Origin of the sequence: Kordiimonas sp. SCSIO 12603 (genome assembly GCF_024398035.1) — a bacterium.
Taxonomy (GTDB): Bacteria; Pseudomonadota; Alphaproteobacteria; order Sphingomonadales; family Kordiimonadaceae; genus Kordiimonas.
Map to the genome: position 1 here is coordinate 342072 of NZ_CP073748.1, position 14214 is coordinate 356285.

Consider the following 14214-nt stretch of genomic DNA (forward strand, 5'->3'; position numbering starts at 1 on the left):
ATTATTCTTATTATTTACAGTTTTTAGCATCAAAAACAGCCCAGCTCAGCGGTGCCACTTCAAGCTCACCATCTTTGCTCACAGGCTTACTACCACTGATAAAACACATAGTGTCCGCAGATGCCTCAAACGGGCGCTGTTCTTCCGCTGTATTCAAAACCACTATGAGCTTCTCACCAGATGTTTGATCTTCACGGCTAAAGGCAAAAATTCCCGCCTGATCTTCTGTTTTCAGAACAGTTTGCACACCACTTCTAAGCGCAACATGCGCACGCTTCAGGGCAGCAAATTCCTGAATAGTTTTATAAAGCGGGTGGTCCTGATTAAAGTTATCGACCTCAGGAGAGACATCACTACCGATGTTGTGGTTGTCGTTATATGACGCTACCTGACTTTCAAACATATCTTCGCGGGCATCCTGATCATGCCCATCACCCGTAAAACCCTGCTCGTCACCATAATAAATAACCGGCACACCACGCGTGAAGAACATAAGGGCATGTGCGAGCTTCGATCGCTTCAGCGCTTCTTCATCACTGATGCCTTCATTCTTTTCCATGATGAAACGGCCGATACGGCCCATATCATGGTTGCCGAGGAAGGTTGGCAGGATAGACGCATCATATTTCTCAGTTTTATAAAAACGGTCCTGCGCATAAAAATCTGCAAGCTTTGCTGTTGGCTGGCTTTCGCTGATCACGGCATTCGCAGTGCCCTGGAAACCAAAATCAAGAACCGCCGGAAGACCGGATACTGTTGTATAGTGGCTCAGCTTCTCTGGATTAAACTCATAAACCTCACCGAACATATAAAATTCCGGCACACCAACACCATCAGCCGCTTTTTTAATAGCCGGCGCAAATTCCTGCCAGAAGCTATCGTTTACATGTTTCACAGTATCGATACGAAAGCCATCGATCTTAAATTCTTCCACCCAGAATTTGTAAATATCGATGAAACCTTTTTTCACGTCCGGATGCTCAGTGAACACATCATCAAGGCCAGCGAAATCACCGTAAAGAGAGCTTTCGCCTTTCCATTCACTATCACCGCGGTTGTGATAATACCGGATATCATTAAGCCACGCGGGCACTTTCACATTCTTCTCAGTTTCTGGTACGTATGGTGTGTAAGCAAAATTATTGTTGGTGAGTTTCGCGAAGTTTTCTGCTGTTTGATGCCCAACATCATCTCCCAGAAAACCTTCATTGATAGCGGTTCCATCCCCTTTACCAACTGTCGTATATGGGTAATCTGCTTTGCTGCGATAATCGCAGAGCGGTACATTCAGTGAGTTTTGCCCACTCGGATAACACTCTTCATACTTAATAACGTCAGCTGTATGATTGGTGATGATATCGAAGATCACCTTCATATTGCGCTTGTGCGCCTCTTTCACCAAATCCTTCAGGTCATCATTCGTACCAATATGCGGATCAATCTGCGTAAAGTCCGTCACCCAGTAGCCATGATAACCGGCAGTTACATTCACCGTGTTACCTTGCGTTGGCTTGTTTTTGAAAATAGGCGTGAGCCAAACAGCACTAATCCCCATATCCGCCAGGTAATCTAGTTTAGCGGTGAGGCCTTTTAAATCGCCACCATGGAACATGCCTTTATGGGTTGGATCAAAACCGTGATCGTTTAAACTGCCTTCAATACCGCCGTGATCATTCGATACATCACCATTATTGAAACGATCAGGCATTACAAAATACATTACGTCATCTGTAATAGGACGACTTTGATAAGGTGCCATATGCTCAGGGCGAATTGATGTACTCGTAACCGAAGGCTCAGTTTTAATTTCAGAAGCCTGTTCCTGCCCACAAGCAGTTAAGGCTGTTGCTGCAAGGCAGAGAGCAAGTGTTTTTAACGCATATTTTTTCATGATCTAAGCCTTTGGTTTTTCAATTATTAAAGTAACAAGCGCTGCAATCACCATGGAGGCGCCAGCAAAAATAAGCCCGTAAATAGCCTGCCCATCGAACAGCTCTGTAACGAGAAGACCAAGTGTGGTGGAAGCCACGATCTGCGGAATAACAATAAAGAAATTAAAGACCCCCATATAGATACCCATCTTGTGGTGCGCGACTGCACTTGAAAGAAGCGAATAGGGGATGGAAAGAATGGAAGCCCAGGCAAAACCAACAAGCCCCATGGAAACGAGAAGCCATACCGGATCTGTCACTACATAGAAGGAAGCAAGGCCGATACCGCCAAGAAGTAGGTTCAGCATGTGAATACGGCGACGGCCGATTTTATTAGACAACCCTGCAATAAAGATAGCTGCCCCAATGGTTACCAGATTACGAACCATATTAAGGACACCAGCCCAATCAGCACCATCATTATATAGTGTAGTTGTTGGATCGCTGGAGCCAAAATGATAAGCAGTTACCGCCGGGATAGTGAAAGACCACATAGCAAACATGGCAAACCATGAGAAAAACTGTACCACAGCCAGCTGCTTCATAATTTTTGGCATCAACATTAAATCATCTGTAATCTCAACCAGTGCACCTTCAGTTTTACCGGCACTTTTTTGCTTCGCCACCAAAAGGCGCAACAAGCCAAAAACCGCAACGCCACCTGAAAGAATATGCAGACGATAAGACCAGCCAAGGAAATAAATAGCGGCAGACGCTGCAAGACCAACAACAAGCCAAAGCAAACCACCTTGTTGATGCTGCTCTGAGGTAACCACACCATCTTCACGCATAACCGTGATATCAAGGCCATCATTCAGCTTTTCCACTTCCTCATTTGCCTTATTGAAAGCTTCAAGCTCCTCAGGGCTATATTCTTTAGTTGTGAAAACCGTCCAGAACACGCAAATGAGAAGAATGATTCCGCCCGTATAAAATGCGTAGGAAACAGAATCTGGGATTATGCCTGCAGCCGCAGTATTTGAAACATCAAAAATATTAGTCATAATCCACGGCAACGCCGCCGCCACAGAAGCGCCAATGCCGATAAAGAAGGTTTGCATAGCGTATCCGAGTGAACGCTGACGTTCAGGCAACATATCACCAACAAAAGCCCTGAATGGCTCCATCGCCACATTGAAAGAAGCATCCATCACCCAAAGCATACCAGCCGCAATCCAAAGGGTTGGAGAGCTAGGCATAAAAAACAGTGCAATGGTGGATAGAATAGCGCCATAAAAGAAGTAAGGACGCCGTCGGCCCATACGGGTCCAGGTTTTATCGCTCATATAGCCAATAATTGGCTGAACAATTAATCCGGTAAGAGGAGCAGCAACCCATAAAATAGCGATTTCATCAATGTCGGCACCAAGGGTTTGGAAAATACGACTTACATTACCAACTTGTAACTCGAATCCGAACTGGATCCCCATAAATCCGAAACACATGTTCCAGATTTGCCAGAAACCTAGCTGTGGTTTTTGCTTCATACCTCAAGCCTTCTCGTGAATCAGGCTGCCCTCCCCAGGTCAGCAACATATATATCTGGTCATACCAGTCATTGCAAAAAAATGCAAAAATTATTTTTATATTGCAAGAACTACATAACTATAGTGTATGAAAAATTCAGCTAAGTTAATAGATACACAGGAAAAACCAGTAAAAATCTCGATTTTTTGGCATGTTGCTTCTAAATCACAATTTGCTCTATTTATGCAATTTGACGCAAAAAAATGAAAATATCTCTTGAGTTTTGCAAAATATTCCGCAATTTTGCCATTAACAAAAAACTGTAACAAAAGACTTTGCTTTGGAAGGGCGCTATAAGTCACCCGTTACAGGAGGGTATGCACACAAAGGGGAGGATGCATGAAGACCTCTAGTCTTAAAACGCAACTATTATCGTTTGCGTCTCTATCAGCACTTACATTTGCAGCAACACCTGCACTGGCTCAAGAAACCGGTGAAGAGGAAGAGCTGGAAGAAATCGTTGTAACAGGCTTCAAAGGAAGCTTGGCAAGCGCTGTTGCCGTAAAGCGCCGCGCCGACACAGTGGTAGAAGCCATCTCCGCGGAAGATATTGGCCGCCTGCCAGATGTTTCAATTGCGGAAGCACTTGCACGCCTACCTGGTATCACATCCCAGCGCACAAGCGGTCAATCAAGTGCCATTAACGTACGCGGCTTGCCTCAAAATCTAGTTTTCACCACCCTTAACGGCAGAGAACAGGTAACACCAAACGGCGCACGGGCCATTGAATTTGAACAGTTCCCATCAGAACTGATTTCTGGTGTTGAAGTATATAAATCCCCAAAGGCAGAACTACTTGAAGGTGGTGTGGCTGGCTCTGTGAATTTCAATACAATCAGACCACTTTCCCGTGACGAGACAATTATAAACGTGAATGCGCGGGCAAGCTACAATGATCGCGCAGGTCAAATTTTTGATGCGAGCGAATTTGGTTACCGTGTATCTGCAGCATACGTTGATCAATTTGCCGATGGCAAAGTAGGTGTATCCCTTGGTTATGCACGCCTTAGACAGCCAAATGTTGCCGTAAGATTTGCTCAATTTGATTTCACTGGCGGCGCTCAGGATTTTAACGGTGACGGCACTAACGATTCTCCAAGCTTTGGCTTTGAAACAACAGAAGATGGCGGCAACGAAACACGCGACGGCGTAATTGCCACTCTTGAGCTAAAGCCAACTGATAACTTCTCTGTAGAGATTGACGGTTATTATTCTCGCTTTGAAACCAAACGTTTCCGCCGTGGTATCAGAGTTATTGGCCCACAGGAAGTGAATGGCGGCAATACTCAAATCACGAATCCAATCATTGCTGATAACGCTATTATTGGTGGTACTTTCTCAAGAAACGTAGGCGCACCAACAGTTGATGGCGGCGGATTTGGCCTCACAGCCCAAGGCATCAACGATGATCTTGGCGATACAGATGAGCTGATTTCCATCGGCTCGAAAGCAGAATGGACAAATGACCGCTGGACGGTAACAGGTGACTTTACATACTCACGCGCAGACAGCCAGTTTGCAAACGAAGTAAGCGCCACTTTGCCACTATCAAGCCTTGATGGCGGGGTTGCAGGTGTTTCCAACTCATCACCAAACACACCTGTATTGAATGATAACCTAAGCATTCTTTTGAACACTAACGGCACAAGCCTGCCAACAGTAGACTTTTCACAAGATTTCACGAACACGAATGAAGTATTCCTGTCTCGCTTTGGCGTATTCCCAACAGATAATGAAGACGAACTGTTCGCCTTCGCAGGTGCTGTAGAATATGAAGCCGATTGGGGTATTGTTAAATCGATCAAGGTTGGTGCACGTTATTCTGAACGTGAAGCAAGCCAGTTCCGCGAATCTGTAGATTTCGGTAATGACGCCGGTTTCTTCCAGTTTGCAAGTAATCTGTTCACGCCAATCAGCCTTGCTGGTGGTGCAGCCTCAACAGAATGTTTCTCAGGCAGCTTTGCTGACAACGGCTTCCCTTGCTTCCTGGCAATTGAGGATCCAAGAGCCCTTGTTGAAGCACAAGTAGGACCAGTAACAGCGGACCAAAGCCAAGGCTTTACTCAAGACCAAAGCTTTACCGTGAACGAAGATGTATTCTCTGCCTTTGCGCAAGTGAACCTTGACGGTACAATCGGTGACACACCATTCTCAGGTAATATTGGCCTACGTGTTGTTCACACAGATCAGTCTTCCCTATCGCAGTCAGCGGTCATTAACGGTGACCCAGCTTCTGGCATCTCATTTACCGAGTTCTTGCCTTCTGCAAACTTGGTGTTTGAACTTACGGAAAACGATTACATTCGTATCGGTGCTTCCCGCGCGTTCTCACGCCCACCAATCTTCGAACTTGGTGCAGGGTTTAGCGTTGGATTTGATAGCGTTACAAATCTTCTCTCGGTTAGCGGTTCTGGTAACCCTGCACTGTTGCCAACAATTGCAAATCAACTTGATTTCTCTTACGAACACTATTTCGAAAATGGCGGCATTCTCTCTGCAGCGTTCTTCTACAAGGATCTCGAGACATTTGTTGCAAACGACGGTGCACAAGGCGTTGACTTTGCAGGTCTTGATTTTGAGAGCCTTCTATCAGCAGAGCAATTTGATGCCTTTACGGCAGCTGGTTCACCAACAATTGGTAATGCTAACGGCGTAGCGAACGGTGATGGCGGTAATGTTTGGGGTATCGAGCTTGGTACATCCATTCCGTTTGATATCTTCTCTGACACTCTGAAAGATTTCGGCTTCACAGGCAGCTATGCTTACACTGAAAGTAGCGTATCCTTTACGTCTAACCTAAGCGGGGCATCACTTACTGCTGATCTGCCAGGTCTTTCCAACAGCGTTCTGAACTCAACTTTCTACTATGAAAACGAAGCTGGTTTTGGCGCTCGCGTTTCGGGTAGATACCGCTCAAGCTTTATCTCGCCACAGCTTGGTATTGATACACTTCTACCAAACACAACAAGCGAACTGGTTATTGATTTCCAAGCATCTTATGCTTTCCCGGAAGACAGCAACCTATCGGGTCTAACACTGTTGTTCCAGGCAACTAACATTACAGATGAACCGACAACAACCTTCTTTGGTACTGAAAGCCGCACAGGTACAATTCAGAACTTTGGTCGTCAGTTCTTTATGGGTGCCAGCTATAGCTTCTAATCCATAAATATAACGATTGAAGAGCGGCTCTATAACAGTAGCCGCTCTTTTTTTGCGTAAAACTGCAATATTTTGCAAATAAATGAAAATATACATTGAATTTTGCAAAAAGATGGCAGACTATATTCATCAATAATCTATGGCATTGCCGCTGGGCAGCACCATACTACGGAAGGTGCTGCCCAGTGTTTCATTCGTGATCGGGAGGGAAACGAAATGAATAAATTTATGGGCACACTTTTGGGCACTACAGCCTTTTTTGCCCTTTCCGCATGCGCTGAAAGCGAAACCACTGCCCAAAATAGTGACCAAAACCATGCCCTCACGGAGGTAACATCCCCTGATGGCCGCACGGTGGTGAAACTGGTGGCAGGTAATGGCCAAACCACATACAGCGTGAGCCGCGACGGTGAAGAAATTGTTGCCCCATCCCCACTTGGTTTTGCCTTCAAAAACATGGCGCCACTAGGTGGCGATATGAAAGTAGTGGAAGCCAATATTGCAGCCAGCGATACCACATGGGAACAGCCTTGGGGCGAACGCCAATTTGTGCGTGATAACCACAAAGAACTATTCGTGAAGCTTGCGGAAAAAGATGGCAAGCACCGCGAACTGAACATCCGTTTCCGCGTTTTTGATGATGGTGTTGGTTTCCGCTATGAATTCCCAAAACAGCAGGGAATTGACAGCGCTATCATCACAAATGAAATCACGGGTTTCCAGTTTGATGATGCTTCAACCGCATGGTGGATTCCGGGCCGGGAGTGGAACCGGTATGAATATCTTTATAACGAGAGCCCCCTTAAGGATGTGAAAGAGGCCCACACGCCAATCACCCTTAAAACCACTGGGGGCAAATATGTAAGCCTTCATGAAGCAGCGCTGGTGAATTATTCCGGCATGACCATGCTGAAGAACCCTGATGGCAGCTTTGAAGCCAATCTGGCCCCTTGGCCAAACGGTGATAAAGTGCGCACAGAAGGCGAGTTCACCACTCCGTGGCGCACAATCCAGATTTCAGATACCGCATACGACCTGATGAAATCGGATATTATTCTAAACCTGAATGAACCAAATAAACTGGGCGATGTAAGCTGGGTTGAGCCAAGCAAATATGTGGGCATCTGGTGGGAAATGCATCTGGCAGCCTCCACATGGGGATCAGACGGCAAGCATGGCGCTACCACAGAAAACACCAAACGCTATATCGATTTCGCGGCAGAAAACGGCTTCAAAGGCGTGCTTGTTGAAGGCTGGAACATCGGCTGGGATGGTAACTGGTATGAAAACGGAGATGTCTTCTCTTTCACCCAGTCCTACCCGGATTATAACCTTCCAGAACTGGCGAAATACGCAAAAGAGCGCGGTGTGCAGATTGTGGGCCACCATGAAACATCAGGCGGCATTTCAAACTATGAAGCCCAGATGGATGATGGCTTTGATCTGTTTGAAAAAATGAATATTTCACAGGTAAAAACAGGCTATGTGGCTGATGCAGGGAAAACCCACCATACTGAAGCTGATGGCACCAAACACTATGAATATCATGATGGCCAATATGTAGTTGATCACCATGTACGGGTGCTGGAAAGCGCTGCGAAACGCAAAATTTCCATCAACAGCCACGAACCCGTGAAAGATACCGGCCTGCGCCGTACATATCCGAACTGGATTTCCCGCGAAGGCGCGCGCGGCCAAGAATACAACGCCTGGGGTGATCCGGGCAACCCACCCTCCCACACGGCGATCCTTCCCTACACCCGAATGCTTTCGGGGCCGATGGATTTCACCCCGGGCATCTTCGATCTCTTGTTCGAGGAAGCCAAGCCGAACAACCGCGTGGAAACAACATTGGCAAAACAGCTTTCCCTGTATGTTGTGATCTACAGCCCTATTCAAATGGCAGCTGATCTGCCAGAGAACTACGGCAAACACGCAGATGCTTTCCAGTTCATCAAAGATATACCAACAGACTGGGCAGAGAGCATCCCGCTCGCTGGTGAGATCGGCGATTATGCTGTGATCGCGCGTAAGGAGCGCGGCGGCAGGGATTGGTATCTTGGCGGCCTCACTGGCGATAACGCCCGTGATTACGCGCAGGAACTCACCTTCCTTGAAGAGGGTGTATCCTATGAAGCGCAGGTTTACCGCGACGCTGATGATGCCGACTGGAAAAGCAATCCATATGCAATGGCGATTTACAAAGAAACAGTGAAAAAAGGCGATACGCTCAAACTGCCAATGGCAGCAGGCGGCGGTTTCGCTGTGCGCTTCAAGGCGCTCGACTAACCGAACATTTGGGGCCGGGAGAGCCGTTTGTCTCTCCTACCAACCTTACCGCACCTCTCTCCGGGGTGCGGTTTTTTTAGGCCGGAAGTTCTATCTCTATTTATTTGCCCCCAGCTCCTTCAGAGCCGCTGTGGCAGATGGGCTTTCAGGGGCCAGGGCTAAAGCTTTTTGATAACTTTCAATGGCTTTTTCTTTTTGCCCTGCAGTTCGGTATGCTTCACCAAGGCTATCGAAGGTATTAGATGAATTTGGGTATAATTCAGTATTCCAGCGGAAAACGGCGATAGCGCTTTCAAGATGCTTTCCTCTAAGGAACCTGTACCCAAGCCTGTTCATCTGGCTTTCGCTTACATCATATCTGCTACGGTCATCGCCCAGGTTTTCAAACGCTGCAACCATAGCAGCTGTACCCTGCGTTTCATTGATCGGCATAAGAAAGGCCGCAAGGCTGTGCTTACCGTTTAAGACCCGCATCAAATCCTGCCCCATCTGAATAACCAAACCACCCTGATTTTTATTGTTCAGAACAATCACACAGTCTTGCGCTGCTTCTGAACGCAGATAATAGCTTTGGTATCCCGGGATACTGCCCGTGTGGCTAACAACATCCAGCACTACACCACCACTTAAATCCCAATGCTCAACACCCCAGCCAAAGCCATATGGGAAGGCCGTTTTTGCCGTTAACATATTCGTACGATTTTCTGCGCTAAGGAGCGCATCACCATAAAGGGCACGATCAAACCTGTAGATATCGCGGGCGGAGGAATAAACACCAGCCGCCGCATAAGAAACACTCGCATCAATATGAAGAGGCTTAATATAATCACCCTTTGCATCACGGCTATAGCCCTGAGCAAGCCCCTTTAGTATTGCTTCGTTGGAGTAAACCCCGCTATTTTGCATCCCTGCCGGGCCAAAAATATGGGTTTGAAGGTTTTCCGCATATGATTTACCCGTAACACGTTCAACAATCACTCCCAGCAGATAAAAACCTGAGTTATTATAACGCCATCTCTCGCCAGGCGTTCCATTTAACGTTGGTTTGATCCACTCACGAGCAAAAATCTCTGGTGCAAAGCTTTGGCGAGCAACCGTTTGCCACCAGGGATCATTATAATTCCCTGGCACATCCTGAATGGCAGAGAGGTGGCTGAGGAGCTGTGCCACCGTTACACCTGCCACCGGCGTACCGCCATATATGTCAGGAAGATAATCAGCCAGCGTGCCATCGAGAGATAATATCCCATCTTCTACCAGCGCCATAACAAGGGTTGCGGTAAGCGGCTTTGAAAGAGACCCTATTCTGTAGAGCGCAGAAGGTGTGTTAGGCACCCCCCATTCGATATCCGCTTCACCGTACGAAGCCTCTACAAGTATTTCACCACCACGGGCAATAAGCACCGTACCACTGAAACCCTGTTTTGATGCATAGCCATCAACCAGTTCTTTCAGTTCAGCTTTATTAACATCACCATAAACGCTCAGCGGTGTAAAAAGCATTAGAACCAATGAATATATCAGCGCTAAACCCAGTTTGGCTTTCATAGTATCCCCCTCAATTTTTAACCTACATAAACACAACCTACGGCAAATCGGCGCGGAATAAAGCTTTATTCTTCCCCTATCAGGAAACATCACCGCCACAGAAAAAGCAGCACCAGCGGGGCTGGAACTGCTTTGTTTGTCGTGATCTCGGTTTATAGGCCCGGTTTAAAGGCGGGCGACCCACTGGGTTTGCAGGCCGCCCGGTACCACTTGAGCAGGGTGGTTATCTAGATAAGGATGGTGAGGTTATCGAAATCATCCATATGCACGCCAGCGATACGAATTTCATTACCCGCGCCAAGATCAATCGTCAGGCCGAAAATACTTTCCGTTGTATCGGCTTTCAGCGCTTCAAGACTTTCGATATTGTAAGCTGTTAGATCAAGGCTATCTTCCTCAATACCGTATGAGCCGACGATATCTACCCCTGAACCTTCTTCAAACATAAACACATCAGCACCATCATCCCCAAAGAGGCTATCATTGCCCGCACCGCCATAAATAGTATCATCACCAGCGCCGCCTTCAATACGGTCGCCGCCTTCATCACCATAAATGATATCATTGCCGTCACCGGCCCGAATAATATCGACACCCTCGTTACCACCTATAGAATCGTTGCCTTCGCCGCCATAGATGGTGTCATTATCAGCGCCCGCAAAGATGGTGTCATTTCCGCTGCCACCATAGATAAGATCTTCGCCTTCACTACCACGAACGATATCATTTCCGATTGAAGCGTAGACTGTATCGTTCCCGGTGCCAGCTTGAATCCAATCATCGCCCACAACACCACGACCGCCAAAGATAACATCATCACCTGCACCAGCATCAATGCTATCGTGTCCGTCTCCGCCACCGAGCGAATCCGCACCATCTGCACCAACAAGTGTATCGCTCCCAGTACCCGCCCACATCGTGTCGCCTTCAGTGCCTGATGTATCATCTGTCAGGTGCGCGTATATTGCATCGTTGCCAGCGCCGCCGAACATCAGGTCAGTACCCGCACCACCAACAAGCGTATCATTACCATTACCGCCACCGAGCGTATCGTTGCCGCCTTCACCTTCAAAAAGGTCATGTCCTTCATCGCCTGCACCAGCCCAGATTTCATCATCACCGGCGCCAGCTTTGATAGTGTCATTGCCTGCTGAACCCCTGAGCACATCATCACCATCTGTGCCGGTTTGTTCAGCGGCTGCAAACTCCGAAGAAGCCGCTTTGGCAGATACCGCTGCGTGTACTGGCAACGTAAGATTTTTTAGTAAATTAACATTAGAAAAAGAAAGAAGAGTATCTTCCCAAATAGAACTCTTAACCACTTTAGATTCCCTTAAAAGTTTAATTACATCAACCTATAGAGAAGTTTATATAGTGATGAGAAATATCTAAGTCAAATCTATAGGAGGAATTTTCTTCATCTTTATGGGTATATTTTGAGTAAAATCACCTAAACTTTAGATCAAAATTAGCTGATTAATTTTATTCATATATGAATAAGAGAAATAAAAAAGCAGGGCGAAAACCCTGCTTTATGCCGTGGTTATTCTCCAAGAAGGGCCCTGAGCCCATCAGGCAAGGTATGCCGCCAGCTAACATGGGAGTGGCCGGTTTTATATTCCTTGTAGGTGACGCTGTAACCTTTGAGCTCAAGGATATCTCTAAGCTCTCGGTTCGTCCCTACCATACCCGCACCAAGCTCATAAAGCCCGACACCCAGATAGAAGTTGATCGGCACTTTATCAGAAGCTTTAAACGCCTTAATAAGCTTGCCATCATATGCGGGGTAAACGGGCCAGTTTTTATCCCCCTTCTCCGTAAGCCAATATGAGCCAGACTGTGACAGCACCCCGCCAATAACATCTGAATGCTTAAAGGCGATATTTGCAGCCGCAAATCCGCCTCGGCTGGGGCCTGAGACAATGACATCAGCCGTATCATCACTGATAGTATATTTACTCTTCACCCAGGGCACGAGCTCCCCGGCCACAAAATCAGCGAAAGCATCACTGATAAGATCACGGGAACGATTGCCCTGATTGGGAATTAAAACTGCAATGGTTGGTGCGATCTCACCACCCGCAATCATATTATCCAAAATCGTGGTCATAGGGGTCCAGCCACGATAAAGAGGGCCTGCATTCGCCTCCGCCGCATATTGCCTGCCATCTAACTGGATGATGAGATTATGTGATTTATTTTCATCATACTCGGCAGGCACATAAACATGAAGGCGCCGCCCTTCGTTCATGTAGGTGCTCTTAAATGTAATGGTTTCCAGCTGGCCTTTCGGCACACCTGGCTGTGCTTCAACATGCGGTGAGACAGGAGCATCAGGCGCATAAAGTGCCCCATCATGGATATGATCCATTTCCTCTTTCTGGATCACCCCTCCTTTACCGAAGGAGCGGTTTTTAAATTCATTATAGCCATAGATAAACATGGCATCCTTCGGCACGCGCTGGGTGCAGTAGAATAAATCTGTATTCCCAAGGCGTTTGAAGCGCAACCCATAGAAATCCGGCCCGCCGGACTGAAGGATATAATCCGTATCCTTACTACCCATAGCAAAGTAGGTAACGAGCATATTCTCTGCATCACCTTCGATAGGCGTGAAGGTATGCTTGTCTTTCAGGCTATTATAAAATCGCTTAACTGCTTCCCTATCTGTAAGCGACTGAGCCCAAAGCTCATAAAGAGCTTCTGTAGGCAACACCTCTCTTGCAATTTTATGAATATCATCTCCTGCAGCACTAGCCTGATAGGAAGGTGTTAGCAGTAAAGCTGTCGCAAAGCAGGCGATAAGCCCCTGCTTCAAATATGTTTTTGCTGACATAGAGCCCCCTCTGTCATTCTTTATCTATTTTAGATAAGCACAAACTGGGAAATTATAAGATCAGGGAACTATATAGCCTTAAACGCAAAAAACCCTTCCAAAACTGGAAGGGTTTTTTAAGTGGAGCGGGCGATGAGATTCGAACTCACGACCCTAACCTTGGCAAGGTTATGCTCTACCCCTGAGCTACGCCCGCTCGGCTTAAATGGGGTACGCAAGTGACTGTGTCGCTTGCTGTGCGGCGGATAATAGGCATCCGCGTTTCCTTTGCAACACCTTTTTTCATTTTTTTATCATTTTTCTGATAAACCATTGAAAAATAACATTTTTACGCCAATATAATTACAGAATTCAACCTATTTAGAGGCTAGATTATGGATGAATCAAGGGAATCCGAAACCAAGCTTTTTGACTTTTTGGACAGGATTGAAATCTCCACAAAAACTTACCGCCACGAACCCGTATTCACCGTGGAAGAAGCACAGGCAGCAAGGGACGGTGCTGGAGGCATGCCAGGCGGGCACTGTAAGAGCCTTTTTGTACGGGATAAAAAGAAACGCCGCGCCCTTGTAATGGTAGATGAAAATCGTCGTGTTGACCTTAAATCTCTCTCTGCCCTCATAGGCATGGGACGGCTTTCCTTTGGTAGCGCCGACAGCCTGAAGGAAATGCTGGGTGTTATCCCCGGTTCTGTTACACCGTTTGCACTTGTTAATCTGCAAGTGCTTCAGGACGCGGAAGCCCCTCTTATTGTGGCGCTTGATAAAAGCATGATGGAAGAGGAACTTCTTAATTATCACCCACTTCACAATGCAGCCACCACAGCCATCTCCCCGCAAGACCTGCTTGTGTTCATTCGTGCGTGCGGGTATGAACCCCTTATTGTAGATTTAGATAGCCCCGCCGAATAAACGGCCACAA

General features: G+C 46.9%; 8 protein-coding genes and 1 tRNA gene. 3 read left to right on the forward strand and 6 right to left on the reverse strand.

Features of this window, described 5'->3' with window-relative positions; translation table 11 throughout:
• Positions 1-10: 10 nt before the first annotated feature.
• Positions 11-1891 carry an alpha-amylase family glycosyl hydrolase gene (locus tag KFE96_RS01485; RefSeq protein ID WP_255834252.1) on the reverse strand — a complete coding sequence of 627 codons (1881 nt, stop codon included), beginning with the start codon at positions 1889-1891 and terminating at the stop codon, positions 11-13.
• A gap of 3 nt (positions 1892-1894) precedes the next feature.
• Positions 1895-3418 carry an MFS transporter gene (locus tag KFE96_RS01490; RefSeq protein WP_255834253.1) on the reverse strand — a complete coding sequence of 508 codons (1524 nt, stop codon included), beginning with the start codon at positions 3416-3418 and terminating at the stop codon, positions 1895-1897.
• Positions 3419-3797: 379 nt separating this feature from the next.
• On the opposite strand from KFE96_RS01490, the gene KFE96_RS01495 reads away from it, so the two are divergent.
• The gene (locus KFE96_RS01495) at positions 3798-6620 is read left to right on the forward strand and encodes a TonB-dependent receptor (RefSeq protein WP_255834254.1); all 2823 of its coding nucleotides are present in this window, start codon (positions 3798-3800) and stop codon (positions 6618-6620) included.
• 216 nt (positions 6621-6836) lie between these two features.
• On the forward strand, positions 6837-8909 hold the full coding sequence (locus KFE96_RS01500; RefSeq protein WP_255834255.1) for a glycoside hydrolase family 97 protein: 2073 nt from the start codon (positions 6837-6839) through the stop codon (positions 8907-8909).
• 96 nt (positions 8910-9005) lie between these two features.
• Here the strand turns inward: KFE96_RS01500 and KFE96_RS01505 are convergent, their stop codons facing one another.
• The 4 genes from KFE96_RS01505 to KFE96_RS01520 all read right to left on the reverse strand — a co-directional run bounded on the left by KFE96_RS01505 (position 9006) and on the right by KFE96_RS01520 (position 13489).
• Complete coding sequence (locus tag KFE96_RS01505; RefSeq protein WP_255834256.1) at positions 9006-10457, reverse strand: serine hydrolase; 1452 nt, start codon at positions 10455-10457, stop codon at positions 9006-9008.
• Between the two features lie 227 nt (positions 10458-10684).
• Complete coding sequence (locus KFE96_RS01510; RefSeq protein ID WP_255834257.1) at positions 10685-11779, reverse strand: calcium-binding protein; 1095 nt, start codon at positions 11777-11779, stop codon at positions 10685-10687.
• A gap of 221 nt (positions 11780-12000) precedes the next feature.
• A complete protein-coding gene (locus tag KFE96_RS01515; RefSeq protein WP_255834258.1) occupies positions 12001-13293 on the reverse strand; it encodes an esterase family protein in 1293 nt (430 codons plus the stop codon).
• Between the two features lie 121 nt (positions 13294-13414).
• Positions 13415-13489 (reverse strand) — tRNA-Gly (locus KFE96_RS01520).
• Between the two features lie 178 nt (positions 13490-13667).
• On the opposite strand from KFE96_RS01520, the gene KFE96_RS01525 reads away from it, so the two are divergent.
• On the forward strand, positions 13668-14204 hold the full coding sequence (locus KFE96_RS01525) for a prolyl-tRNA synthetase associated domain-containing protein (protein ID WP_255834259.1): 537 nt from the start codon (positions 13668-13670) through the stop codon (positions 14202-14204).
• The last annotated feature ends 10 nt before the right edge of the window (positions 14205-14214 follow it).

What these genes read in the sequence shown, in the direction of transcription:
- KFE96_RS01485 (WP_255834252.1), bottom strand. Translation starts at nt 1,891, where the DNA reads ATGAAAAAATATGCGTTAAAAACACTTGCTCTCTGCCTTGCAGCAACA.
- KFE96_RS01490 (WP_255834253.1), bottom strand. Translation starts at nt 3,418, where the DNA reads ATGAAGCAAAAACCACAGCTAGGTTTCTGGCAAATCTGGAACATGTGT.
- KFE96_RS01495 (WP_255834254.1), top strand. Translation starts at nt 3,798, where the DNA reads ATGAAGACCTCTAGTCTTAAAACGCAACTATTATCGTTTGCGTCTCTA.
- KFE96_RS01500 (WP_255834255.1), top strand. Translation starts at nt 6,837, where the DNA reads ATGAATAAATTTATGGGCACACTTTTGGGCACTACAGCCTTTTTTGCC.
- KFE96_RS01505 (WP_255834256.1), bottom strand. Translation starts at nt 10,457, where the DNA reads ATGAAAGCCAAACTGGGTTTAGCGCTGATATATTCATTGGTTCTAATG.
- KFE96_RS01515 (WP_255834258.1), bottom strand. Translation starts at nt 13,293, where the DNA reads ATGTCAGCAAAAACATATTTGAAGCAGGGGCTTATCGCCTGCTTTGCG.
- KFE96_RS01525 (WP_255834259.1), top strand. Translation starts at nt 13,668, where the DNA reads ATGGATGAATCAAGGGAATCCGAAACCAAGCTTTTTGACTTTTTGGAC.